The 24,802-nt window shown below is 72.0% G+C and carries 21 protein-coding genes; 9 read left to right on the top strand and 12 right to left on the bottom strand.

What is annotated here, in order from left to right; translation table 11 throughout:
- Positions 1-2: 2 nt before the first annotated feature.
- The 8 genes from JK364_RS15240 to JK364_RS15205 are packed head-to-tail and all read right to left on the bottom strand — an operon-like array spanning position 3 to position 7,447.
- Positions 3-2,021 carry an NADH-quinone oxidoreductase subunit 5 family protein gene (locus tag JK364_RS15240; protein WP_201851613.1) on the bottom strand — a complete coding sequence of 673 codons (2,019 nt, stop codon included), beginning with the start codon at positions 2,019-2,021 and terminating at the stop codon, positions 3-5.
- Positions 2,018-2,419 (bottom strand): NADH-quinone oxidoreductase subunit NuoK, encoded by a 402-nt coding sequence (gene nuoK, locus JK364_RS15235; protein ID WP_201851611.1) that lies wholly within the window; start codon positions 2,417-2,419, stop codon positions 2,018-2,020. The genes JK364_RS15240 and nuoK overlap by 4 nt, the downstream gene beginning before the upstream one ends.
- A complete protein-coding gene (locus tag JK364_RS15230; RefSeq protein ID WP_201851609.1) occupies positions 2,419-3,105 on the bottom strand; it encodes an NADH-quinone oxidoreductase subunit J family protein in 687 nt (228 codons plus the stop codon). Before JK364_RS15230 ends, nuoK begins: the two co-directional genes overlap by 1 nt.
- On the bottom strand, positions 3,102-3,752 hold the full coding sequence (locus JK364_RS15225; RefSeq protein ID WP_230991989.1) for a NuoI/complex I 23 kDa subunit family protein: 651 nt from the start codon (positions 3,750-3,752) through the stop codon (positions 3,102-3,104). The genes JK364_RS15230 and JK364_RS15225 overlap by 4 nt, the downstream gene beginning before the upstream one ends.
- Positions 3,752-4,717 (bottom strand): complex I subunit 1/NuoH family protein, encoded by a 966-nt coding sequence (locus JK364_RS15220; protein ID WP_201851607.1) that lies wholly within the window; start codon positions 4,715-4,717, stop codon positions 3,752-3,754. Before JK364_RS15220 ends, JK364_RS15225 begins: the two co-directional genes overlap by 1 nt.
- Positions 4,714-6,369, bottom strand: coding sequence for an NADH-quinone oxidoreductase subunit C (locus JK364_RS15215; RefSeq protein ID WP_201851605.1), 1,656 nt, complete (start codon positions 6,367-6,369; stop codon positions 4,714-4,716). Before JK364_RS15215 ends, JK364_RS15220 begins: the two co-directional genes overlap by 4 nt.
- Positions 6,366-7,034, bottom strand: a complete 669-nt coding sequence (locus JK364_RS15210; protein ID WP_201851603.1) for an NADH-quinone oxidoreductase subunit B — start codon at positions 7,032-7,034, stop codon at positions 6,366-6,368. Before JK364_RS15210 ends, JK364_RS15215 begins: the two co-directional genes overlap by 4 nt.
- Complete coding sequence (locus JK364_RS15205) at positions 7,025-7,447, bottom strand: NADH-quinone oxidoreductase subunit A (RefSeq protein WP_044571740.1); 423 nt, start codon at positions 7,445-7,447, stop codon at positions 7,025-7,027. Before JK364_RS15205 ends, JK364_RS15210 begins: the two co-directional genes overlap by 10 nt.
- Before the next feature lie 180 nt (positions 7,448-7,627).
- Here JK364_RS15205 and JK364_RS15200 point away from each other — a divergent pair, with 180 nt between their 5' ends.
- From JK364_RS15200 to JK364_RS15160, 9 genes are all read left to right on the top strand, one after another.
- On the top strand, positions 7,628-8,941 hold the full coding sequence (locus JK364_RS15200) for a sensor histidine kinase (RefSeq protein ID WP_201851601.1): 1,314 nt from the start codon (positions 7,628-7,630) through the stop codon (positions 8,939-8,941).
- Between the two features lie 249 nt (positions 8,942-9,190).
- Positions 9,191-10,543, top strand: coding sequence for a sensor histidine kinase (locus JK364_RS15195; RefSeq protein WP_201851599.1), 1,353 nt, complete (start codon positions 9,191-9,193; stop codon positions 10,541-10,543).
- A gap of 98 nt (positions 10,544-10,641) precedes the next feature.
- Positions 10,642-11,355 carry a response regulator transcription factor gene (locus tag JK364_RS15190; RefSeq protein WP_201851597.1) on the top strand — a complete coding sequence of 238 codons (714 nt, stop codon included), beginning with the start codon at positions 10,642-10,644 and terminating at the stop codon, positions 11,353-11,355.
- 251 nt (positions 11,356-11,606) lie between these two features.
- A complete protein-coding gene (locus JK364_RS15185) occupies positions 11,607-13,559 on the top strand; it encodes a 2-oxoacid:acceptor oxidoreductase subunit alpha (RefSeq protein WP_201851596.1) in 1,953 nt (650 codons plus the stop codon).
- Complete coding sequence (locus tag JK364_RS15180) at positions 13,552-14,634, top strand: 2-oxoacid:ferredoxin oxidoreductase subunit beta (RefSeq protein WP_201851595.1); 1,083 nt, start codon at positions 13,552-13,554, stop codon at positions 14,632-14,634. The genes JK364_RS15185 and JK364_RS15180 overlap by 8 nt, the downstream gene beginning before the upstream one ends.
- A gap of 105 nt (positions 14,635-14,739) precedes the next feature.
- Positions 14,740-16,767, top strand: coding sequence for an APC family permease (locus JK364_RS15175; RefSeq protein ID WP_230991986.1), 2,028 nt, complete (start codon positions 14,740-14,742; stop codon positions 16,765-16,767).
- An 89-nt stretch (positions 16,768-16,856) separates the two neighbouring features.
- Positions 16,857-17,714 carry an SDR family oxidoreductase gene (locus JK364_RS15170; RefSeq protein WP_201851594.1) on the top strand — a complete coding sequence of 286 codons (858 nt, stop codon included), beginning with the start codon at positions 16,857-16,859 and terminating at the stop codon, positions 17,712-17,714.
- Positions 17,715-17,920: 206 nt separating this feature from the next.
- Positions 17,921-18,991, top strand: coding sequence for an EamA family transporter RarD (rarD, locus tag JK364_RS15165; protein WP_230992026.1), 1,071 nt, complete (start codon positions 17,921-17,923; stop codon positions 18,989-18,991).
- Positions 18,992-19,130: 139 nt separating this feature from the next.
- The gene (locus tag JK364_RS15160; protein ID WP_201851592.1) at positions 19,131-20,129 is read left to right on the top strand and encodes a M28 family metallopeptidase; all 999 of its coding nucleotides are present in this window, start codon (positions 19,131-19,133) and stop codon (positions 20,127-20,129) included.
- A 68-nt stretch (positions 20,130-20,197) separates the two neighbouring features.
- On the opposite strand, the gene JK364_RS15155 is transcribed toward JK364_RS15160, so the two are convergent.
- From JK364_RS15155 to JK364_RS15140, 4 genes are all read right to left on the bottom strand, one after another.
- On the bottom strand, positions 20,198-21,163 hold the full coding sequence (locus JK364_RS15155) for an ABC transporter permease (protein ID WP_201851590.1): 966 nt from the start codon (positions 21,161-21,163) through the stop codon (positions 20,198-20,200).
- A complete protein-coding gene (locus JK364_RS15150) occupies positions 21,150-22,133 on the bottom strand; it encodes an ABC transporter ATP-binding protein (protein WP_201851588.1) in 984 nt (327 codons plus the stop codon). Before JK364_RS15150 ends, JK364_RS15155 begins: the two co-directional genes overlap by 14 nt.
- Positions 22,134-22,205: 72 nt before the next feature.
- Entirely contained in the window at positions 22,206-23,504 is a 1,299-nt protein-coding gene (locus JK364_RS15145) for a LolA family protein (protein ID WP_201851586.1), read from the bottom strand.
- Positions 23,505-23,769: 265 nt separating this feature from the next.
- The gene (locus JK364_RS15140) at positions 23,770-24,780 is read right to left on the bottom strand and encodes a polyprenyl synthetase family protein (RefSeq protein ID WP_201851584.1); all 1,011 of its coding nucleotides are present in this window, start codon (positions 24,778-24,780) and stop codon (positions 23,770-23,772) included.
- Positions 24,781-24,802 lie beyond the last annotated feature (22 nt).

Below are 24,802 nucleotides of genomic sequence, written 5' to 3'. Positions count from 1 at the left end.
GGTCAGGCTCCCGCTGCGACGAGGACGGCGGCCACGGCCAGGACGAGCGAGCCCGCGAGCAGCGCGCCGAGGTAGGTCTGCACATTGCCGGTCTGGGCGCGGCGGACGGCCGCGCCGAGCAGCCGGGGCGCACCGCCCGCGCCGCGTACGTACGTCTCCACGACCTCGCGGTCGAGGAAGTGGACGAGCCGGGCGGCGGCCCGCACGGGCCGGACGAACAGAGCGCTGTAGACGGCGTCGAGGTGGAAGCCGACGGCCGCGTGGCGGTGCAGCGGGCCCAGGAGCAGCCGCCCGGGGTCGGCGGGGTCGCTGGCGCCCGCGATGGAACCGTAGGCCGCCTCGTGGGTGGCGATGGCCTCGGCCTCGGAGACGGCGTCGGCGGCCTCGGGGTGGGCCGCCACCGCGCCGAGCGGGACCCGGCGGGCCCGTGCCGAGCCGTGCCGCCAGGCGCCGTACATGACGAGGGCGCCGCCGAGGGCCAGCCCGGTGCCGAGGACGGAGGTGGTGAGGGTCGGGGTGAGGGACTCGCCGTCGAACCAGTCGGGCAGCCTGCCGTAGGCGAGGCCGAGGGCAGCCGTGGGGAGGAACAGCACCCACAGGACGACGTTCATGGCCACCGGCTGCTTGCCGTGGTCGGGGACGGGCTCGCCCTGGCCGCGGAAGGCGAGCAGCCACAGCCGGGCCGCGTATCCGGCGGTCAGGAGCGCGGTGAGCAGTCCGGCGAGGAGCACGGTCCAGCCGACGCCCGCCGGGACGCCGGAGGTGTGGCCGGTGGCGGCGTGCTCGGCCGCGCCGAGGACGGCCTCCTTGGAGAAGAAGCCCGCGAAGGGCGGGATGGCGGCGAGCGCGAGCAGCGCGACCGTCATCGTCCAGAAGGCGTCGGGGATGCGCTGGGCGAGGCCGCTCATCCGGGACATGGCGGCCAGGGAGTTGCTGCCCGCGGCGTGGATCACCACGCCCGCGCCGAGGAAGAGCAGCGCCTTGAACGCGCCGTGGGTGATGAGGTGGAAGACGGCGGCGCCTCGGTCGTCGACGGCCAGCGCGCCCGTCATATAGCCGAGTTGGCCGACGGTCGAGTAGGCGAGGACGCGTTTGATGTCGTCCTGGGCGAGCGCGGCGAGCGCCGAGCCGACCATCGTCACGGCCGCCATGACGGCCAGTACGGCGAGCGCGGCGGCGGAGGAGGCGAAGACGGGCAGCAGCCGGGCCACCACATAGACACCGGCGGCGACCATGGTGGCCGCGTGGATCAGCGCGGAGACCGGGGTGGGACCGGCCATCGCGTCCGGCAGCCAGGTGTGCAGCGGGAACTGCGCGGACTTGCCCGCGACCCCGGCCAGCAGCAGCAGCGCGATCAGGGTGGGGTGGTCCAGCGGCACCCCGGCGGTCTCGGAGGTCAGCCGGGTGTGGATCTCGCTGATGCGGAACGTGCCGGTGTCGCCCGCGAGCGCGAAGATGCCGATCAGGAACGGGACGTCGCCGAGCTTGGTGACCAGGAACGCCTTGAGGGACGCGGAGCGCGCGGCCGCGGTCTCCCAGTAGTGGCCCACCAGGAAGTACGAGCAGATGCCCATGATCTCCCAGCCGACGAGCAGCACGATCAGGTCGTCGGAGTAGACGACGAGGAGCATCGCGGCGGTGAAGAGGGAGACGAGCGCGGCGTAGGAGGGGTATCGGGAGTCGTCCCGCAGATAGGCGGTCGAGTAGATCTGCACACAGCAGGCGACGACGGCGACGAGAACCGCGACCAGGGCGGCGAAGCCGTCGATCTGGACGGCCAGGTCGACGGGGACCGAACCGGTGTCGGCGAGCCGGGTCGCGGCGGTGAGCGGGGCCGTGCCGCCACCCGCCCCGCCGCCCTGCCGTACGGCGACGAGCACGGCGAGCCCGGCCGCGGCGAGGGTCGGCAGCACCGCGAGGGGGCGGACGAAACCGGGGGCGCGGCGGCCGAGCAGAAGCCCGGCGACGGCGCCGAGGAACGGCAGGAGGGGGACGAGAACGGCGGCGGTCGTGGTCGTCACGCGGTCTGCCTCCGGGCGCGTCGTGCCTGGTCGGCGGCGTTGTCAGTGGGGGCTGCCATGCTGTCGTCCATCGGGTCCTGGCCGGCCGACGGGGGGTCGGCCAGGTCCCGCAGCCGGTCGACGTCGGAGGTGCCGCGGTTGCGATACACGAGCAGGACGATGGCGAGGCCGATGCCGATCTCGGCGGCGGCGATGGCGATGGTGAAGAGGGTCAGCGCCTGGCCCGCGTGCAGGGTGTCGCGAAGCCAGACGTCGAAGGCGACGAGGTTGAGGTTGACGGCGTTGAGCATCAGCTCGACCGACATCAGCATCAGGATCGCGTTGCGGCGGGCGAGGACGCCGTACAGACCGGTGCAGAAGAGGAGGACGGCGAGCACGGCGGGGTAGGCGAGGTGCATCAGCGCTTCTCCTTGCCGTGGCCGGCGCGGGGGCCACTGTCGTGGCCGGTTCCGGGGCCGCTGCGGTGTCCGGCGCCAGGGCCGCTGCGGTGGCCGGTGCCCGGGCCGCTGCGGTGGTCGGCGCCCGGGCCGCTGTCGGCGCCGGTCTTGCGGGAGAGGACGATCGCGCCGACGAGCGCGGCGAGGAGCAGCACGGACAGCGCCTCGAACGGCAGCACCCAGTGACGGAAGAGGCTCTCACCGGAGACGGCGGTGGAACCCTGCACGCCCTTGTCGAGCTCGATCCAGGTGGTCCGGAAGGCGTCCACGACCACCCACACCAGGACGCCCGCGGCGGCCACGGCCACGGCGAGCGCGGCGGGGCGGTTGCCCGAATCGGCGTCCGGGGAGCGGCCGATGGGCGCCTTGGTGAGCATCAGACCGAAGAGGAGGAGGACGACGACGGAACCGACGTAGATCAGCACCTGCACCCAGGCGATGAACTCCGCCGTGAGCAGGAGGTACTCCACGGCGAGACCGCCGAGCGCCACCACCAGCCACAGGGCGGCGTGCACCAGCTGTTTGGTGGTGACGGTGACGACGGCCGCGCCGAGGGTCGCGATGCCCACCAGCAGGAAGGCGATCTCGACGCCGGTCGGCGACAGGAACCCGTGGCCGGTGGCGGCCAAGTGGACCGCGGGGCTCACGAGGCGGCTCCGTTCCCGTTCTCGCTGCCGTTCTCAGTCCCGTTCTCGGTCCCGTTCTCGTTGCCGTCGGTCCCGGCGGATCCGCGCTCGGCCTCGGCCTGCGCGGCCTCGGCGGCCTGCGCGGCCTCGGCGGCGGCGAGCTTGTCGGCGGCCTTACGGGCGGCGGCGAACTCCTTGGGCTCCTCGGCGCGCGGGTCGAGCGCGGGCGGCGCGGGCACCGTCCACATCCACTCGCGGAGCTTGTCCCGCTCATGGGTGAGATCGCGGATGTCCTCCTCCGCGTACTCGAACTCCGGCGACCAGAACAGCGCGTCGAAAGGACACACCTCGATGCAGATACCGCAGTACATGCACAGCGCGAAGTCGATCGCGAACCGGTCCAGCACATTGCGGCTGCGCTCGCGCCCGCCCGGGGCGGCCGGGGGCACGGTCTCCTTGTGCGAGTCGATATAGATGCACCAGTCCGGGCATTCGCGGGCGCACAGCATGCAGACCGTGCAGTTCTCCTCGAACAGCCCGATCACCCCGCGGGTGCGGGGCGGCAGCTCGGGCTGCGCGTCCGGATACTGCGCGGTGTGCGACTTCCGGGTCATCGTGCGGAGGGTGACGGCCAGGCCCTTGGCCAGACCGGATCCGGGGATGCCCATCAGGAGATCACCACCTTGACGACGCCGGTGAGGGCGATCTGGGCCAGTGAGAGCGGAATGAGGCAGGTCCAGGCGAACCGCTGGAGCTGGTCCTCGCGCAGCCGCGGATAGCTGACCCGCAGCCAGATCACGACGAAGGCGAGGACGGCCGTCTTCAGCAGGGTCCACAGCCAGCCGAGGCCGTCGGCGGACGGACCGTGCCAGCCACCGAGGAAGAGGACGGTGGTCAGCCCGCACAGGACGACGATGCCCGCGTACTCGGCGAGCAGGAAGAGCGCGAACCGGAGGCCCGTGTACTCGGTGTACGCACCGAAGATGATCTCGGAGTCGGCGATCGGCGCGTCGAACGGCGGGCGCTGGAGCTCGGCGAGACCGGCGGTGAAGAACACCACCCCGCCGACGATCTGCCACGGCACCCACCACCACTCGAACGCGTCGAGGATGCCGGGCAGCGAGACCGTGCCCGCCGCCATCGCCACGGAGGCGGCGGTGAGCAGCATCGGCAGCTCGTACGCCATGAGCTGGGCGGCCGTGCGCAGGCCGCCGAGGAGGGAGAACTTGTTCGCCGAGGCCCAGCCCGCCATCAGCGAACCCAGCACCCCGACGCCCATCACGGCGAGCACGAAGAAGATGCCCGCGTCCACGACCTGGCCGACCGCGCCCTCGGCGGGGCCGATCGGGATCGCGACGAGGACGAGGAGGTACGGCAACAGGGCGACGGCGGGCGCGAGCTGGAAGATCCGCCGGTCGGCCCCGGCCGGTACGACGTCTTCCTTCTGCGCGAACTTCACGCCGTCCGCGACCAGCTGGGCCCATCCGTGGAAGCCGCCCGCGTACATCGGCCCGAGGCGGCCCTGCATATGGGCCATGACCTTGTGCTCGGTCTGCCCCACGACCAGGGGCAGCACGAGGAAGGCGAGCAGGAGGGCGAGCAGTCGCAGCGCGACGTCGAGGACGTCGTTCACGCGGCGCCTCCTGGCTGGTCGTCGGTGTGGTTGCCGTTGTCGGGGGCGGCGTCCGGGTTGGCCGGGGTGCCGGGGGCGTCGGGTGCAGGCTCGGGTTTCGCGCCGGGTCCGTCTCCGGCCGCCTCGGTCTCCGCTTCCGGTTCCAGTTCCGGTTCCGATTCCCGTTCCGGTGCCTGCGGCTCACGCGGGGACTCGGCGTCCTCGTCCCGCGCGGGGCGCGCGTGGCGCCAGGGGGCGTCGGACGAGCGGCGCTGCGGCGCGGGGCGCCGCGGGCGGGCCGGGGCTTCGGGCTCTGTCGGCTCGGCGGAGGCCGCGGCCTGCCCACCGGCGGCCGTGTCCGTGGCCGAGGCTTCGGCCGCGGCCTCCGCACCCGCCGAACGCTGACTCGCCGAGCCCTCGCCCACGCTGCGGGAGCGCCGAGCCGGGCGTTCGGCGGCCGGGGCGGGAGTCTCGCCCACAGTCTCCGCCGGGCGCTGGCTCGCGGAACCTTCGCTCGCGCTGCGGGAGCGCCGTGCCGGGCGCTCGGCCGCAGAGGCGGGCGTCTCCCCCACCGCATCCGCCGTCTCCGCCGCACCCGCCGAACGCTGACTCGCCGAGCCCTCGCCCGCACTGCGGGAGCGCCGTGCCGGGCGTTCGGCCGCAGAGGCGGGGGTCTCCCCCACCGCATCCGCCGTCTCCGCCGCACCCGCCGGGCGCTGGCTCGCGGAACCCTCGCCCGCACTGCGCGCGCGCCGGGCCGGGCGCTCGGCTGCCGGGGTCTGACCCTCCGCAGCCTCCGCCGACGCCTCCGCGCCCGCCGGACGCTGGCTCGCCGAGCCCGCCGTCGCGCTGCGGGTGCGGCGTGCGGGGCGCTCGCCCGCAGCGGCGCCCGCCGCGCGGGCGCCCCGCGCCGGGCGGGCCGGGGCGGGGGGCAGCTGGCCCTTGAGCGGGCCCCACTCGTTGGGGTCGGGGACACCCGGCGGCAGCATCTGGCGCCGCTTGGGGCCGCCGTGTTCGGACTCCCCCGGCTCCTTCGCGCCCGGCCACGCCTTGACGACCCGGGCCGCCAGTACGAAGTCCTTGCGCAGCGGATGCCCCTCGAAGCCGTCGGGGAGCAGCAGCGGCGCGAGACCGGGGTGGCCGGGGAAGCCGATGCCGAACATCTCGTGGGTCTCGCGCTCATGCCAGGCCGCCCCGGCGTAGACGCCGGTCGCGGTCGGCAGCGCGGCCGCCTCGTGCGGCACGGTGGTGCGCAGCAGCAGACCGCGCACCGCGGGCCCGGCCCCGGGCCCGGGTCCAGCCCCAAGCGTGGCCCCGGGGGTTCCCAGGGCGACGACGCGCGCGGCCACCCGGAAGCCGGTGCCCGGCTCGTCGACCGCGCTCAGCCAGTCGAAGTAGGTGCAGCCGAGGGTGTCGCGGGCCGTCTCCAGCGCCGCGATCCAGGAGTCGGCGGGGACGTCGACCGTGAGCAGGCCGTACGACTCCTCCGCCGTGGCGCCCTCGCCGAACAGCTCGGCGGCGGAACGCGGCAGCCAGCCCACGGGCGGCCCTGCCTCTACGGCCGCGGCCTCCGCCTCGGAGACCTCGACCTCCGGGACCTCCGCGCCCTCCGCCGTCCCGCTCGGCCCCGCCGTCTCGTTCCTCGGCTCGTTGGCCTCGTTCCGCTCGGTCATCGCGTGTCTTCCCGCCCCGGAGGCGTGACCAGCCCGCTGCGCAGCGCGGCGGCCGACGGACGGCTCGCGGCCGTGGGCGTGGGCGCCGTGCCGGGCCCGGAATTGCCGTAGCGCTCGCCCAGCGACTCGCGCGCGATCTTCTCCTGCAGTTTGAGGATGCCCTGCAGCAGCGCCTCGGGCCGGGGCGGGCAGCCGGGGACGTAGACGTCGACGGGGATGATCTGGTCGACGCCCTTGGTCACGGCGTACGAGTCCCAGTAGGGGCCGCCGCAGTTCGAGCAGGCCCCGAAGGAGATCACGTACTTCGGCTCCGGCATCTGCTCGTACAGCCGCTTCACCGCGGGCGCCATCTTGTCCGTGACCGTGCCGGAGACGACCATCAGGTCGGCCTGGCGCGGCCCCGGCGCGAAGGGGATCACGCCGAGCCGGATGAAGTCGTGGCGGGCCATCGACGCCGCGATGAATTCGATCGCGCAGCAGGCGAGCCCGAAGTTGAAGACCCACAGGCTGTAGCGGCGGCCCCAGTTCAGGACCACCTTCATCGGCTCGGGGGCCAGCCGGGCCAGCGGGCCGAGACGGCGCGGCTCCGGCAGGTCCACCGGGGCGGGCGCGGGGACCGGCGGTCCGGAGGCCGTCGTCGGCGTCGGGTTCGGTGTCACGTCCACTCCAGGACGCCCTTCTTCCATGCGTACAGCAGACCTACGGCGAGGAACCCGAGGAAGATGAACATCTCCACCAGCGTGGCGGCCCCGAAGCCGGGCGCCGCGAAGACCGTCGCCCACGGGAACAAGAAGATCGAGTCCACCGCGAAAATCACATACAGAAAAGCGTAGACGTAGTAGCGGACCTGGGTGTGGGCCCAGCCCTCGCCCACGGGATCCACTCCGCACTCGTAGGTCAGCAGCTTCTCGGGCGTGGGCACGACGGGCCGCAGCAGCCGCCCGGCCCCGAAGGCCACGGCGACGAAGATCACGCCGATCGCCGCCAGCAGTCCGACCACCGTATAGCCGTGGAAGTAGTCGGCCGCGAGCTGGACGCTGGTGACGCTGGTGGTGCGTACGGTCGTCGCCTCCGGCACGTCCGCCCCTCGCTCCCTGGTCTCGTGGTGCTTGCCCGCTCCTCGTCGACCTCGCGTGTTCGACGATCCGTACGGACGGGAAGTCTAGGCCCTGCCGCCACCCGGCCGGGCGGCCCGTCCGCCATGCGGTGGGGGTAGCCCCATGGCGGAGCCCCCGTGGGGCCGGGCAGTCTTGCTGTCATGACCTCCAGTTCCCCCGTCGACGGGCCCGTCGACGGCCCCGATGGCGGCGGCTACGGCGGCGGCTACGGCGGCGGCTACGGCAGCGGCCGTGCCCGCGCCGACGAGCGGCCGCCGCGTCCGCCGGCCGAGCGGCTGCCGCGTCCGCCCGCGTTCGCCTTTCCCGCGCAGACCTGGAAGGAGATCGCGTATCTCCTGGCCAATCTGCTGGTGGGCATCGTGTGCTTCGTCTTCACCCTGGTCTGGCTGGCCGTGGGCCTGGGACTGGCCGTCACGGTGGTGGGCCTGCCCCTGCTGGCCCTGGGGCTGCGGTTCAGCCGGCTGCTCGGCCGGTTCGAGCGCAACCGCGCCAGGGCGCTGCTCTCGGTGCACATCGACGAGCCCAGCCCGCTGCCGCACCAGCCGGGCAGCAGCTTCCTCGGCAGGCTGTGGACGAGTCTGCGGGACCCGGTCGGCTGGCGGGCCATGCTCTACGCCCTGATCCGGCTGCCGTGGTCGGTGGTCACCTTCGCGATCACCCTGACCTCGCTGTTCGCCGCCTGGCCGGTGCTGCCGTGGATCGCCCGGGGGCTGACGCACGTGGACCGGGCGATGGTGCGCGGGCTGCTGTTCCCCTCCGACGAGCTGGAGCGGCGGATCGCCGAGCTGGAGTCGGACCGGGGCACCGTGGTGGACACCGCCGCCGCCGACCTGCGCCGGATCGAACGCGACCTCCACGACGGCGCCCAGGCCCGGCTGGTCGCCCTCGCCATGGGGCTCGGTCTGGCGAAGGAGAAGCTGGAGGAGGACCCGGAGGCCGCCGCCAAGATGGTCGACGAGGCCCACGGCGAGGTGAAGCTCGCCCTCCAGGAGCTGCGCGACCTCGCCCGCGGCATCCACCCGGCCATCCTCACCGACCGCGGCCTCGGCCCCGCCCTCTCCGCGCTCTCGGCCCGCTGCACGGTGCCCGTGAAGGTGGCGGTCGAGCTGCCCGAACGCCCGGCACCAGCGATCGAGGGCATCGCCTACTTCACCGTCTCCGAGCTGCTCCAGAACATCAGCAAGCACAGCCGCGCCCGCACCGCCGAGGTCGAGCTGTGGCGCACCGAGGACCGGCTGCTGATCCAGGTGCGGGACGACGGGCGCGGCGGGGCGTCCACCGGCGGGGGCACGGGGCTCGCGGGCCTGGCGGAGCGGCTGGGCTCGGTGGACGGGCTGTTCGTGGTGGACTCGCCGTCCGGTGGGCCGACCGCCGTGACCGCCGAGCTGCCCTGGCGCCACCGGACCGGGTCGGCGGCGGGCGCGGCGGTGGCACGGCCCCGGCGAAGGGCCTGAGCACGGCCCCGGCGAAGGGCTTGAAAGCTGACACCGACCCGACACCTGCCCTGACACCGACCTGACACCTGCCCTGACACCGACCCGCCCCTGAACTGCCCCGCCCAGCCCCCGCCCTCACCCCTCGAGGTAGGGCTAACCCCCCGGTGAAGAGGCCGACCCACCCGATGGCCGGGCCGACTCCGCTCCGGGACTCTTGGGGATACGCAGACGCGCGACCGAACAGGCCCCCGGAGGACGGACGAGACGATGGCCACCGCATACCGCCCCTACGAGCCCTACGAGCCGGGGACCGAGCCCCGTGGCCATCTGGTGCCCGCAGTGCTGAAGGCGCCGTTCCAGGGCCGCGTGTGGTGTGAGTTCCTCTACGTCCTGATCAGCCTGCCGATGGCCATCCTCACCTTCGTCTACGCGGTCACGATGATCGCGCTGGGCGCCGGGCTGCTGATCACCTTCCTCGGCGTCCCGGTGCTCGGCGCCGCCCTCGCGGGCTGCCGGGGGTTCGGCGTGGTCGAGCGGGCCCGCGCCCGTGCGCTGCTGGGGCTGGAGGTGGCCGAGCCCGAGCCCGTGCTCGGCCGGAGGGGCGGCCACGGGGGCAGGCGCGGACCGGTCGCCTGGGTGGGCGCGCTGCTCAGGAGCGGCACCTCCTGGCGTCATGTGATCTACGCGCTGATCCATCTGCCGTGGGCGGTGCTCTCCTTCGGCTTCGCGGTGGCGTTCACCTTCTACGGCTGGGGCTTCGCGACCTATCCGCTGTGGCGCTGGGTCTTCCCCCGGTACCTGGACGAGCCGGGTCTGCAGGTCTTCGGGGACGACCGCGGGCACAACTTCTATCTGGACACCCCGTTCGAGATCGCCGTGACCTGCGCCGCCGGAGTGCTGGTCCTGTTCCTGACCCCGTGGCTGATGCGGGGGCTGACCTCGGTCGACCGGATCATGGTGAGCGGGCTGCTCGGCCCGTCCCGGCTGGCGAGCCGGGTCTGGGAGCTGGAGTCGGACCGGGGGACGGTGGTGGACACCGCCGCCGCCGATCTGCGCCGGATCGAACGCGACCTCCACGACGGCGCCCAGGCCCGGCTGGTCGCCCTCGCCATGGATCTGGGCCTGGCGAAGGAGAAGCTGGAGGAGGACCCGGAGGCCGCCGCCAAGATGGTCGACGAGGCCCACGGCGAGGTGAAGCTCGCCCTCCAGGAGCTGCGCGACCTCGCCCGCGGCATCCACCCGGCCATCCTCACCGACCGCGGCCTCGACCCGGCCCTCTCCGCCCTCGCCGCCCGCTGCACCGTGCCGGTGAAGGCGACCGTGGACCTTCCGCAGCGGCCCGCGCCCGCGATCGAGGGCATCGTCTACTTCACCGTCTCCGAGCTGCTGCAGAACATCAGCAAGCACAGCGGCGCCCGCACCGCCGAGGTCGATGTCTGGCGTACCGAGGACCGGCTGCTGGTCCAGATCACGGACGACGGGCGGGGCGGGGCCGACACGTCCACCGGTTCGGGTCTCGCCGGTCTTGCCGAGCGGATCGACGCGGTGGACGGGGTCCTCGTCGTCCACTCCCCGGCGGGCGGCCCGACCACGGTGACCGCCGAGCTCCCCTGGCGCTGACGGCGCACACCCCTCCACTTGTACGCGGCTCGTGCGCGACCGGTTGTGCGCAACTGGACGCGGCCGGTTCTGCGCGACGCGAGCGGCCGAACCCTGGGATGCTGGTCTCGACGAACCGAGTGAAACGGGGGCCGAGCATCGTGGCGGACAGAGTACGGGTGGTCATCGCCGAGGATTCGGTGCTGCTGCGGGAGGGGCTGACCCGGCTGCTGACCGACCGGGGCCATGACGTGGTCGCGGGCGTCGGGGACGCGGAAGCGCTGATCAAGTCGGTGCGGGAGCTGGCCGACGAGGGCGCGCCACCGGATGTGGTGGTGGCCGACGTCCGGATGCCGCCCACGCACACCGACGAGGGGGTGCGGGCGGCCGTCCGGCTGCGCCGCGACCACCCTGGTCTGGCGGTGCTGGTCCTGTCGCAGTACGTGGAGGAGCAGTACGCCACCGAGCTGCTGGCCGGGAACAGCCGGGGCGTGGGCTATCTGCTCAAGGACCGGGTGGCCGAGGTGCGCGAGTTCGTGGACGCGGTGGTGCGGGTCGCCCAGGGCGGCACGGCGCTCGACCCGGAGGTGGTCGCCCAGCTGCTGGGCCGCAGCCGCAAGCAGGATGTGCTGGCCGGGCTCACCCCGAGGGAGCGGGAGGTCCTGGGGCTGATGGCCGAGGGCCGTACCAATTCGGCCATCGCCCGGCAGCTCGTGGTGAGCGACGGCGCGGTCGAGAAGCATGTGAGCAACATCTTCCTGAAGCTCGGTCTGTCGCCGAGTGACGGGGATCACCGTCGGGTGCTCGCCGTCCTCACTTATCTCAATTCCTGAGACTCTCAATTCCTGAAAGCAGGCTCCCGCGCACCAAAGCGGGGCCAAAGGCTGAACGGGGGATCAGCGGAAATGACAGCACGGGGGGAGGGACACGTCGTGCCAAACCAGTACATATATGGTTCTTCTTTCGGCGTCCACCATGTGATCCGGCCAAGGAAGGCCACCCTTACCGACGTACGATGGTCATGGGACAACAACCGGTCGGCACCGACTGTCCAGGAGCGCCGCCTCAAGGGAGGTCCGAAGCAGTGACCAGCCAGGTCAGTAGCCCGGCCGAGCAGGCCGAACCAGCCGATCAGCGGGGCGGGCAGCCGCCCGCCGGGGGGCAGCGATCAGCAGACGGTGGTAAGGAGGTCCGCCGTCTGGACCGGGTGATCATCCGGTTCGCGGGGGACTCCGGTGACGGTATGCAGCTCACGGGTGACCGATTCACCTCGGAGACGGCGTCGTTCGGAAACGACCTGTCGACCCTGCCGAACTTCCCGGCGGAGATCCGCGCCCCCGCCGGCACCCTGCCCGGAGTGTCGAGCTTCCAGCTCCACTTCGCCGATCACGACATCCTCACACCAGGTGACGCGCCGAACGTACTGGTGGCGATGAACCCGGCCGCGCTGAAGGCCAACCTCCCCGATGTACCGCGTGGGGCGGAAATCATCGTCAACACCGACGAGTTCACCAAGCGCCCCATGGCCAAGGTCGGCTATGACCAAAGCCCCCTGGAGGACGGCTCGCTGGACGGCTATCGCGTCCACCCGGTGCCGCTCACCACGCTGACCATCGAGGCGCTGAAGGAATTCGGCCTGTCCCGCAAGGAGGCCGAGCGCAGCAAGAACATGTTCGCGCTCGGGCTGCTGTCGTGGATGTACCACCGTCCGACCGAGAACACCGAGAAGTTCCTGCGCCAGAAGTTCGCCAAGAAGCCGCAGATCGCCGAGGCGAACGTGGCCGCCTTCCGGGCGGGCTGGAACTTCGGCGAGACCACCGAGGACTTCGCCGTCTCGTACGAGGTCGCCCCGGCCAGCACCGCGTTCCCCACCGGCACCTACCGGAACATCTCCGGAAACCTGGCGCTGTCGTACGGGCTGATCGCGGCCTCCCGCCAGGCGGATCTGCCGCTGTTCCTGGGGTCGTACCCGATCACCCCGGCCTCGGACATCCTGCATGAGCTGTCCAAGCACAAGAACTTCGGCGTGCGCAGCTTCCAGGCCGAGGACGAGATCGCCGGGATCGGCGCCGCGCTGGGCGCGGCCTTCGGCGGCTCCCTCGCCGTGACCACCACCTCCGGCCCCGGTGTGGCGCTGAAGTCGGAGACCATCGGGCTCGCGGTGTCGCTGGAGCTGCCGCTGCTGGTGATCGACATCCAGCGCGGCGGCCCCTCCACCGGGCTGCCCACCAAGACCGAGCAGGCGGACCTGCTCCAGGCCATGTACGGGCGCAACGGCGAGGCCCCGGTGCCGATCGTGGCCCCGAAGACCCCGGCCGACTGCTTCGACGCCGCGCTCGAAGCGGCCCGGATCGCCCTGACCTACCGCACCCCCGTGTTCCTGCTGTCGGACGGCTATCTGGCCAACGGCTCGGAGCCCTGGCAGGTGCCGGACGTCGACAAGCTGCCCGATCTGCGCGTCCAGTTCGCGGCCGGCCCCAACCACGTACTGGCCGACGGCACCGAGGTCTTCTGGCCGTACAAGCGCGACCCGGAGACCCTGGCCCGCCCCTGGGCCGTGCCCGGCACGCCCGGTCTGGAGCACCGGATCGGCGGCATCGAGAAGCAGGACGGCACGGGGAACATCTCCTACGACCCGGCCAACCACGACCACATGGTCCGCATCCGCCAGGCCAAGGTGGACGGCATCGCGGTGCCGGACATCGAGGTGGACGACCCGACCGGCGACGCCCGCACCCTGGTCCTGGGGTGGGGTTCCACGTACGGCCCGATCACCGCGGCGGTGCGCCGCGTCCGCACCGCGGGCGACCGGATCGCCCAGGCCCATCTGCGCCATCTCAACCCCTTCCCGGCCAACCTCGGCACGGTGCTGGAGGGTTACGAGAAGGTCGTGGTGCCGGAGATGAACCTGGGTCAGCTGGCGACGCTGCTGCGCGCCCGCTATCTGGTCGACGCCCGCTCCTTCACCCAGGTCCGCGGACTGCCCTTCAAGGCCGAACAGCTCGCCACCGCCCTCAAGGAGGCCATCGATGACTGACACCATCGCCGAGGGCGCGGCATCGGCTCGGCACGCGCTCTCCCTGGTGCCCAAGACCGACACCAAGCAGACGATGAAGGACTTCAAGTCCGACCAGGAGGTCCGCTGGTGCCCCGGCTGCGGTGACTACGCGGTCCTCGCCGCCGTCCAGGGCTTCATGCCCGAACTCGGCCTGGCGAAGGAGAACATCGTCTTCGTCTCCGGCATCGGCTGCTCCTCGCGCTTCCCGTACTACATGAACACCTACGGGATGCACTCCATCCACGGCCGCGCCCCGGCCATCGCCACCGGCCTGGCCGCCTCCCGCCGCGATCTGTCGGTGTGGGTCGTCACCGGTGACGGCGACGCGCTGTCGATCGGCGGCAACCACCTGATCCACGCGCTGCGCCGCAATGTGAACTTGAAGATCCTGCTCTTCAACAACCGCATCTACGGCCTGACCAAGGGGCAGTACAGCCCCACCTCCGAGGTCGGCAAGATCACCAAGTCGACCCCGATGGGCTCCCTGGACGCGCCGTTCAACCCGCTGTCGCTCGCGCTCGGCGCCGAGGCGGGCTTCGTGGCCCGCACCGTCGACTCCGACCGCAAGCACCTGACCGAGGTGCTGCGGCAGGCGGCGGCCCACCCGGGCACCGCGCTGGTGGAGATCTACCAGAACTGCAACATCTTCAACGACGGCGCCTTCGAGGCCCTGAAGGACAAGGATCAGGCCCAGGAGGCCGTGATCCGGCTGGAGCACGGGCAGCCGATCCGCTTCGGCGCCGACCAGTCCAAGGGCGTCGTCCGCGACCAGCGCACCGGCGACCTCGAAGTGGTCACCGTCACCGCCGAGAACGAGCACCAGGTGCTGGTGCACGACGCCCACGCGGCCTCGCCCACCACGGCGTTCGCGCTGACCCGGCTCGCCGACGCCGACACCCTCCACCACACCCCCATCGGGGTGCTGCGCGATGTGGAGCGCCCGGTCTACGACACCCAGATGTCCGACCAGCTCGACAACGCCGTGGAGCTCAAGGGCAAGGGCGACCTCGGCGCGCTGCTCGCGGGCGGCGACACCTGGACCGTCGTGGGCTGACCCCGGTAAGGCGCCCAGCGGGCGCGTTCGTACATACGGGCACAGGCGGGTGCCCGGCCGGAGCGTCTGACCGCGCCCCGGCCGGGCACCCGTTCTGCTATCCGCATGGCCGACACCGCCGCCCCGCTCCAGCCGCCCGACCGCCCCGGCTACCGCCTCAAGCGGCTGCTGCTCGGCCCGCCCCTGGTCACCGAGCGGATCCGGCGCGAGAAGCTGAGCAATCCGGCCGCGCTGGGCGTGCTGGCCTCCGACTGCATCTCCTCGACGGCGTACGGCAGCGAGGAGATGCTGCGGGTGCTGGTGCCGGTCATCGGGGTCGCGGCGTTCACCCTGATCCTCCCGGTGACCGGGGCGATCCTGCTGGTACTGCTGGTGGTCACGCTCTGCTACAGCGATGTGGTGACGATCTACACCCGGGCCGGCGGCTCGTATGTGGTGGCGCGGGAGAACTTCGGCCCGGACATCGCCCAGATCGCGTCCGTGGCACTGCTGGTGGACTACATCGTCACCGTGGCGGTCCAGGTCTCGGCGGGCACCAACGCGATCATCTCGTTCGCCCATCTCGTCGGCGGCACCTGGACCGGTATCGACCATCTCCAACTGCCGCTGAGCGCCCTGGTGATCCTGATCCTCGCCTACGGCAATCTGCGCGGACTGCGGGAGGCCGGGCGGGTCTTCATGGTGCCCGCCTACCTGTTCATCCTCGCCGTCGGCCTGATGCTGGTGGTCGGCGTGATCCGCGGACTCACCGGGACGCTGCCGCACGCCGATGTGCACGCCGCGGGCGCCGTGCCGCTCGGTACTCCGGGCAATGGCTGGCTCTACGGCGCCTCGCTCTTCATCGTGCTGCGCTCGTTCGCCAACGGGGGCTCCTCGCTGACCGGTCTGGAGGCGATCTCCAACAGCGTCTCGGTCTTCCGCGACCCCAAGGGCCGCAACGCCCGCCACACGCTGGTCACGATGAGCTGCGTCCTGGGCACGCTGGTCCTCGGGGTCTCCGCCCTGGCCCACTTCACCCACGCCATCCCGTACCGGGACGGCACCCCGACCGTCCTCGCGCAGGAGGCCCATCTGGTCTTCGGCGGCGGGGTGCTGGGCGCCCTGGGGCTGGCGTTCGTCCAGCTGGCGACCGCGCTCATCCTCTACACGGGCGCCAACACGCCCTTCACCGGCTTCCCGTTCCTGGCCAGCTTCGTGGCCGAGGACCGCTTTCTGCCCCGGCAGCTGACCCGGCGCGGCCACCGGCTGGCCTTCTCCAACGGGATCGTGTCGCTGGCCGTGGTGGCGCTGGCGCTGCTGGTGGTCACCGAGGCCAATGTGGACCGGCTGGTGGCGCTGTACGCGATCGGGGTGTTCACCGCCTTCACCATGGCCGGGTCCGGGATGACCGCCTATCACCTGCGGCGCCGGGAGCCGGGGCGGACGTGGAAGGCCGCGGTGAACCTCATCACCGCGGTGGTCTCCGCGGCCGTGGTGCTGATCTTCGGGATCACCAAGTTCACCGAGGGCGCCTGGCTGGTCGTGGTGGTCTTCCCGCTGGGGGTCTGGGCGCTGATCCGGATCAACCGCGAGTACCGCGCGGAGGCGGCCGCCCTGGAGGCGGTGGAGCGCCCCGGGGACGACGTCCCGCGCTGGCGGCGCCATGTGGTCTTCGTCCTGGCGGACAGCATCGACCTCGCGACGGTCAAGGCGCTGCGGTACGCGCATGAGCTGCGGCCCGACGAGGTCCGCGCGGTGCACTTCATGGTGGACGAGACCCATGCCCGGCGGCTGATGGCGCGGTGGGAGGCCACGGCGGGGGTGACGGTGCCGCTGGAGGTCGTGGAGTGCCCGGACCGGCGGCTGCGCCACGCCGTGATGGAGCTGGCGGCCCGTACCACCGAGGACGGGCGGACCGCGCTGACCCTGCTGGTGCCGCGCCGCACCTACGCCTCCCCACTGGGCAAGCTGCTGCACAGGGGCACGGCGGAGTCGCTGGCCAAGACGCTGGAGCGGCTGCCGGGGGTCGCGGTGACGATCCTGCCGTTCGCGGTCAGCCTCGCGGCACGGGAGCGGGAGCCGCGGGAGGCCGGGGGGCGGGAGGCCCGGGAGCCCGGCGAGCGGGAGCCCCGGGAGCGGCCCGGCCCCGAATGAACACACTTACTTAACCGGAAGTACCTTTCTTTTGGTTAGCGCTTCCCTTATGGTGGGTGTGCCGATCCCGAACCAGGAGAGTCACACATATGAGCATCGTCGTCACCGGAGCCACCGGCCACCTCGGCCGCCTCGTCGTCGAGGGGCTGCTGGAGAAGGTTCCCGCCGACCAGATCACCGCGGTCGTGCGCGACACCGCGAAGGCCGCCGACCTCGCCGACCGCGGGGTGCGGCTGCACGTGGCCGACTACAACCGGCCCGAGACGCTCGCCGGCGCCTTCGCCACCGGCGACAAGGTGCTGCTGATCTCCGGCAGCGAGGTCGGGCAGCGGGTGCCGCAGCACCAGGCCGTGATCGACGCCGCCAAGGAGGCCGGTGTCGCGCTGCTCGCCTACACCAGCATCCTGGGCGGCCCCGCCGCCGACTTCTCCCTGGCCGATGAGCACAAGGTCACCGAGCAGGCGATCACCGGCTCGGGCCTGCCGTACGCGCTGCTGCGCAACGGCTGGTACAACGAGAACTACACCGAGAACCTCTCCACCGTCCTGGAGCACGGCGCCGTCGTGGGCGCCGCGGGCGAGGGCCGGGTCGCCTCCGCCGCGCGCGCCGACTACGCGGCGGCCGCCGTCGCCGTTCTGACCGGTGAGGGCCACGAGGGCAAGGCGTACGAGCTGTCCGGCGACACCGCCTGGGGCTTCGCCGAGTACGCCGAGGTGGTCGCCCGGCAGTCCGGCAAGGAGATCGTCTACGGCGCCGTCTCCCCCGCCGAGTACCAGTCCATCCTCACCGGCGCGGGCGTCCCCGAGCCGTTCGCCGTGATCCTCTCCGATGTGGAGGCGGCCATCGGGCGCGGCCGGCTGGACGCCACCCCGGGTGAGCTGTCCCGGCTCATAGGCCGTCCGACCACCCCCATCGCGGACTCGGTGGCGGTCGCGCTCAAGGGCTGACCCGCCCCGTACGCACCACGGCCCGCCTGTCATCACCGTATTCCGGTACGGGAATGACAGGCGGGCCTCACCGGCGCTACCTTCGGACCCTCGGAACGGGCCCGCCGGGGGCTCGCCATGCCGTCGGGGAGGGTGCCGTGACGCCGCAGGACCAGCAGGACCGCGTCGATCGCGCCGGTCTCCTCTACGGCTTCGCGGCGTACGGCATGTGGGGTCTGGTGCCGCTCTTCTGGCCGCTGCTGGAGCCCGCCGCGGCGGTGGAGATCCTGGCCCACCGGATGGTGTGGTCGCTGGCGGCCGTCGGTCTGGTGCTGCTGGTGCTGCGCCGCTGGAGCTGGATACGGCCGCTGCTCCGGCAGCCCCGGCGGCTGGGCATGATCGCGCTCGCCGCGACCGTGATCTCGGTCAACTGGGGTCTGTACATCTGGGGCGTCAACAGCGGGCATGTGGTGGAGACCGCGCTCGGATACTTCATCAACCCGCTGGTCAGCATCGCCTTCGGGGTGCTGCTGCTGCGTGAGCGGCTGCGGCCCGCACAGTGGGCGGCGGTCGGTGTCGGGGTAGTGGCCGTGGCCGTGCTGACGGTGGGCTACGGCAAGCCGCCGTGGATCGCGCTCACCCTCGCCTTCAGCTTCGCGACGTACGGGCTGGCCAAGAAGCGGGTCGGTCTCGACGGGCTGGAGTCGCTGGCCGCCGAGACCGCCGTGCAGTTCCTGCCCGCGCTCGGCTTCCTGATCTGGCTCGGGGCGGACGGCGGCAGCACGTTCGCGAGCGAGGGCGCCGGGCACGCCGCGCTGCTGGCGAGCTGCGGCTTCGTCACGGCGCTGCCGCTGATCTGCTTCGGGGCCTCGGCGGTGCGGCTGCCGCTGTCGACGATCGGGATGCTCCAGTACGTGGCGCCGACCTTCCAGTTCGCCCTCGGGCTCGCCGTCTTCCACGAGTCGATGCCACCCGAACGGTGGGCGGGCTTCGCCCTCGTCTGGCTCGCGCTCGCGCTGCTGACCTGGGACGCGCTGCGCACCGCCCGGCGGGCGCGGCGGGCGCTGGCCGACGCCGCCGCGCGGGCGGGGGTGCTGTCGGCGACAGTGGAGGCCGATGTGATTCCGGGGGCTGATGTGGTTCCGGAGGCTGTTGTGCCGGAGGCCGTTGTTTCGGAGGCCGTTGTTTCGGAGGCGGTCGTGCCCGAGGCGGTCGTGCCGGAGGCCGTTGTGCCGGAGGGCGCCGCATCGGACGCCGCCGTACCCGATACTCGGCCGGGACCGATATCCGGCGGGTGATGTCCGGTTTCCGCCCTTGACGCGGAGTCAGCCACGCCCCGAGCATCAGCACGTTCACCGCTCCATCGCCCCCACGGGCACGTGCACCACACAGCGTCACGTCATTCCGTCCTGTCCTCGTTCGGAACCGGAGCCCCCCATGTCCTCATGCGCGCAAACCCGCGCCCGAAGATCCCTGATACGGCGTACGGCCGCCATGGCCGCCGCCGGTACGGCGGTCGCCGCCCTGGTCTCGGCCGCCCCCGCGACCTCCGCCGCCGCATCGGCACGGCACCCGGCGGACGCCCGTACCACCCTCGCGGCACCGGACATCTCGGTGGCCAATGTGAAGGCCCATCTGGCCCAGCTGCAGTCCATCGCCACCGCCAACGGCGGCAACCGCGCCCATGGCCGCCCCGGCTACAAGGCGTCGCTCGACTACATCAAGGGCAAGCTGGACGCCGCCGGATACACCACCACCGTGCAGCAGTTCACCTCCGGCGGTGCCACCGGCTACAACCTCATCGCCGACTGGCCCGGCGGCGACACCAACAACGTGGTGTTCTCCGGCGCCCACCTCGACTCCGTCACCGCGGGCCCCGGGATCAACGACAACGGCTCGGGCTCCGCCGGAACCCTGGAGACCGCGCTCACCGTGGCCCGCCAGGGGGCGAAGCCCACCAAGCATCTGCGGTTCGCCTGGTGGGGCGCCGAGGAGCGGGGGATGGTCGGCTCCACCTACTACATCAACAACCTGCCGTCAGCCGAACGGGCGAAGATCGACGGCTATCTCAACTTCGACATGATCGGCTCGCCCAACCCCGGCTACTTCGTGTACGACGACGACCCCGGGATCGAGTCGGTCTTCAAGGCGTTCTTCTCCGCCAAGGGTGTGCCCACCGAGATCGAGACCGAGGGCGACGGCCGCTCCGACCACGCGCCGTTCAAGAACAAGGGCATCCCGGTGGGCGGTCTCTTCAGCGGCGCCGACTACACCAAGACCGCCGCCCAGGCGCAGAAGTGGGGCGGCACCTCCGGTCAGGCGTTCGACCGCTGCTACCACCGCTCCTGCGACACCTCGGCCAACATCGACGACACCGCCCTGGACCGCAACAGCGACGCCATCGCCTACACGGTCTGGACGCTCGGCGGCGCCTGATCCCGGACGGATGACGACGTGCCGTGTTCGGCTCAGGTCGCCCAGGCCGCTCAGGTCACTCCGGTCGCTCAGGCCGTGATGTCCTTCGCGGTGAACCGGGCCCAGGCCGCCGAGCCGAACACGGCCACGTACAGCCCCTGCAGCCCCAGATTCTTGACCAGCTCGTCCCAGTAGACCGGCTCGCGGAGGAGATCGGCGAAGCTGAGCCAGTAGTGCGGGAAGAGGTACGGGTGGATCGCGTGCAGCTGCGGGATGGTGTCGAGGATCTGCGCGGTGATCACCAGCCCCACGGTCGTGGCCATGGCCGCGATCCCGCTGTTGGTGAGGGTGGAGATGAACAGCCCCACCGTGGCGATCCCCACCAGCGACAGGGCCACCAGGGCGGCCACGCCGAGCGCCCGGAGCAGCGCCTCCTCGAACGAGACGGTGATGCCCGAGATCAGCGTGACATCGCCGAGCGGGAACAGCAGCGCCCCCGTCACCAGGCTCGAGAGGGCCACCACCAGGGTCGCGATCAGGCAGAAGGCCATGGTGGTGGTGAATTTGGCCAGCAGCAGACGGGTCCGCCCGGCGGGGGCGACCAGCAGATAGCGCAGCGTCCCGGAGCCCGCCTCACCGGCGATGGCGTCACCGGCGATCACGCCGATCACCATCGGCAGGAAGACCGGCAGGGTCGCCGCCAGTGACGCGAAGACCAGGAAGATCCCGTTGTTGGTGATCTGGGGGAAGAAGGCGGGGCCCGCCCCCTCTCCCCCACGGCCGCCGCCGAAGCTGCCGCCGTCGCTGGTCTCGATCTTCACCGCGACACCGATGAGGATCGGGATCAGCGCGAGCACCCCGAGCAGGGCCAGGGTGCGCCAGCGGCGGAGGGTGGTGGTCAGCTCGGAGCGGAAGAGCGCCAGGGCCCACAGAGGGCTCGGGCGGGGCGGGTTCGCGGCCCTCCCGGCCAGTGCGCCGGTGTCGGCCGTCTTGGGTACGCCGGTGCCGGCCACCCTCGTTTCGTCAGCTCGCGACGTTTCGTCAGCCCGCGACATCGAAGCCCTCCCCGGTTAGCGCGACAAAGGCGTCCTCGAGCGAGGCACGTTCGGCCCCGAAGGCCCGGACCCGCACCCCGGCGCGTACGAGGGCGGCGTTGAGATCGGCCAGCTCCAGCGGTGCGTCGTCCACGCCGGGGCCGGGCACCGGCAGTTCGCCGGAGACACGCTCGTCCAGGACCACCAGATCCGTCACCCCGTGCTCCTTGAGCACCCGGACCGCGTCCACCGGGTCCGGGGTGGTGACGGCCAGCCGGCCGCGGCTGCCCGCCGCCAGCTCGGCCACCGTGCCCTGGGTGATCAGACGGCCCTGGGCCATCACGGCGGCGTGCGTGCACACCTGTTCGATCTCGTCGAGGAGATGGGAGGAGAGGAAGACGGTGGTGCCCTCCTCGGCCAGCTCGCGCACCAGGGCGCGGATCTCGCGCATGCCCTGCGGATCGAGGCCGTTGGTCGGCTCGTCCAGCACCAGCAGCTCTCGGGGCTGGAGCAGCGCGGCGGCCAAGCCCAGGCGCTGCTTCATGCCGAGCGAGTACGCCCGGGCCTTCTTCCCGGCCGCGGCGGCCAGCCCGACCCGGTCCAGGGCGGCCGCCACGCGGGGGGCGCGGGTGCGGGGGTCGGCGGTGGGGTCGGCCGCGTCGTAGCGCAGCAGATTGTCGCGGCCGGTCAGAAAGGGGTACAGGGCGGGGCCCTCGATGAGGGCACCCACCCTGGGCAGCACGCTCCGGGCGGCGCGCGGCATCGGCTCGCCGAGCAGCCTGGCCCCGCCCGAGGTGGGCTCGATCAGGCCCATGAGCATGCGGATGGTCGTCGTCTTCCCCGAGCCATTGGGCCCGAGGAAGCCGAAGACACTGCCCCGCGGCACGGACAGATCCAGCGCGTCGACCGCGAGCTGTCCGCCCCGGTAGCGCTTGGTGAGCCCGCGGGTCTCCACCGCGGCGTCGTCCCCCTCGGTGGACCGCTGCTCCACGGGCTCCCCTTCGTTCTGCGTCGTATCCGCGCCCTACGTCATCCGTCACCGCGCCTTATGCGCCCAGTGGGCTCACTTGGCCGCGTTGGCGGCCTTGACCAGGGCGTCCTTGTCGACCGCGCCGACGAACACCTTGCCGTCGTCGGTGATCAGCGCGTTCACCAGCCGGGTGCTGACCACAGTGCCGGAGCCGAACTTCCCCTTGACCTCCTTGCCGAAGCCGCCGAGGAGGCCGGACGCCGCGCCCGGGCCGCTGTCGCCGCCGGGTGTCGTGGGCGCCGCGGCGCCGCCGGGGGTGTCGAGCCGGGCGACCGAGTCCCAGCCCTCACCGACGACCTTCAGCCCGGACAGGGCGCCCTGGGCGTCCTTGAAGTCCTTGGAACCCTTGAAGTCCTTGAAGTCCTTGGAGTCCTTGAACTTCTTGAAGTCCTTGGAGCCGAAGTCCTTCGGGACGTCCTTGTGGTCGGCCTTGGGCCCTTCGGTGACCTTGGCGCCCTTGGGCGGGTGGAAGTCAAAGGTGCTGGCCTTGGGCTTGCCGAAGTCCACCTTGGTGAAGCCCACGTCGACGATCGCCTTGCCGCCGCTCTTCGGGGAGAGCGTGAACTTCAGCGGGACACCGTTGTCCGCGTCCACCGCGATACGGACGGATCCGATCGTGGAGTCGCTGTTCTGCTTGGGCTTGATCAGCAGGTCGTACGCGTCCCGCCCGGCGACCCGGGAGGTGCCGTCGACCGTCACATCGGTGGTGTCGTCCACGGAGGAGAGCAGCGTCTTGGCCATCTCCTGGGGCGTGGCGTCCCGCAGGTCCTTCGGCATCTCCCGCCGGTGGTCGCCCTTGGCCTTCGCGTCCTTCGGGGCGGTCGCGTGGTAGGCGGAGTTGCTCCCGCTGTCGTACGCCCAGATCTCGTCGCCGTTGTGGACCATGCTGTACTCGGCGGCGTTCTCGACGATCGACACCCGCTGCTTGTCGGGGCCGTCGGTGGCCACCCGCAGGGTGTGGGAGCCGGAGATCAGCTCCATCAGCTTGGACTCGGGAGCGGCGGACGCGTCGCCGCCCTGCGCCCCGCCGAGATCGGCGAGCGAGCCGCCACCGGGGAGCGAGGGGATGCCCAGATCGGTGGTGATCTTCACCGAACCGGACATCTGCTGGGCGTCCGATGCCGCCATCTTGCTGATGAGCTCTTGCGCCGAGATCTTCGGCAGATTGGGGTCGCCGGTGCTGGCGAGCGCCGGGACCAGTCCTATGGTCGCCGCCGCGATGCCCGCGACGGCGACCGGGGCGGCGTACCGGGCGGCCTTCTTCCCTCGTGATGGCCGCTCTTCATCCCAGAAGCCGTCGTCGGCGACCTGTGTCGGTCGGATCCGTGCCATGTGTGCTCTACCTCCGTCGTCGGCGGCGGTTCGTCAGCTTGCACTCGTCCACCTCTCGGGCCATTGTCACCCGATCCCGCCATGTGGTGGTCTTTTCATCCCACCAAATCGTTCGACGTGGCGCGTCAGCCCGCAGGATCACCTCGGCGTAATGCTCGGGTATGACGCCGCTCCACCGGGAGTCAGGGTCCTACTCCCCCGGGAGTCACCGGCGGGCACCCCGGGACCGGGGGCCGGGCGGGGTGGAACGGGCGCCGGGCGGGGGTCATCCGGCCCGGTGGACCACCGCGTCGCACAGCCCCTCGAGGGCCGCCTTCGCCGGGCCCTCGGGCAGCGGCGCCAGCATCGAACGGGCCTCCGCCGCATAGCGGACCGTGACCCGGCGGGCCCGCTCCAGCGCCGGATGGGCGCGCAGCCGCCGCAGCACCTCGGCATGGCGCGCGTCATCGGTGAGATCGCCCGCGAGCAGCTCGCACAGCTCGCGGTCCGCGGCCGAACCGGTTGCCTCGGCCTGCTCCCGCACATAGAGCACGGGCAGGGTGGCCACGCCCTCGCGCAGATCGGTGCCGGGGGTCTTACCGGACTCATGGCTGTCACTCGCGATGTCCAGTACGTCGTCGGCGAGCTGGAAGGCCATGCCGAGCCGCTCGCCGTACTGGGTGAGGATGCTGACGATGCTCTCGTCGGCGCCCGCCATCATCGCGCCGAACCGGCCGGAGACGGCGATCAGCGAGCCCGTCTTGCCGGCCAGCACATCCAGGTAGTGCTCGACCGGAGCACGGCCGTCGCGGGGGCCCGCCGTCTCCAGGATCTGACCGGTGACCAGCCGCTCGAACGCCTCGGCCTGGATCCGCACCGCCTCGGGGCCGAGGTCGGCCAGGATGTGCGAGGCACGGGCGAAGAGGAAGTCGCCGGTGAGGACCGCCACCGAGTTGCCCCAGCGGGCGTTGGCGCTGGAGACGCCGCGCCGCACCTCCGCCTCGTCCATCACATCGTCGTGGTACAGCGTCGCCAGATGGGTGAGTTCGACGACCACCGCCGAGGGCACCACTCCGGGTGCGTGGGGGTCACCGAACTGCGCGGCCAGCAGCACCAGCAGGGGCCGGAACCGCTTCCCCCCGGCCCGCACCAGATGCTGGGCGGCCTCCGTGATGAAGGGCACATCGCTTTTGGTGGCCTCCAGCAGGCCCTCTTCGACCGCCGTCAGCCCGGCCTGGGTGTCGGCTTCCAGAGTCCGGTCCCGCACGCTCAGCCCCAAGGGCCCGACGAAGCTCACGGGGTACTCCTGTCTGCCTACG

The organism is Streptomyces endocoffeicus, assembly GCF_016741935.1.
GTDB classification, from domain to species: Bacteria; Actinomycetota; Actinomycetes; order Streptomycetales; family Streptomycetaceae; genus Streptomyces; species Streptomyces endocoffeicus.
The sequence above is the reverse complement of the archived record's forward strand: the minus strand, read 5'-3'. Positions and strand labels throughout refer to the sequence as shown.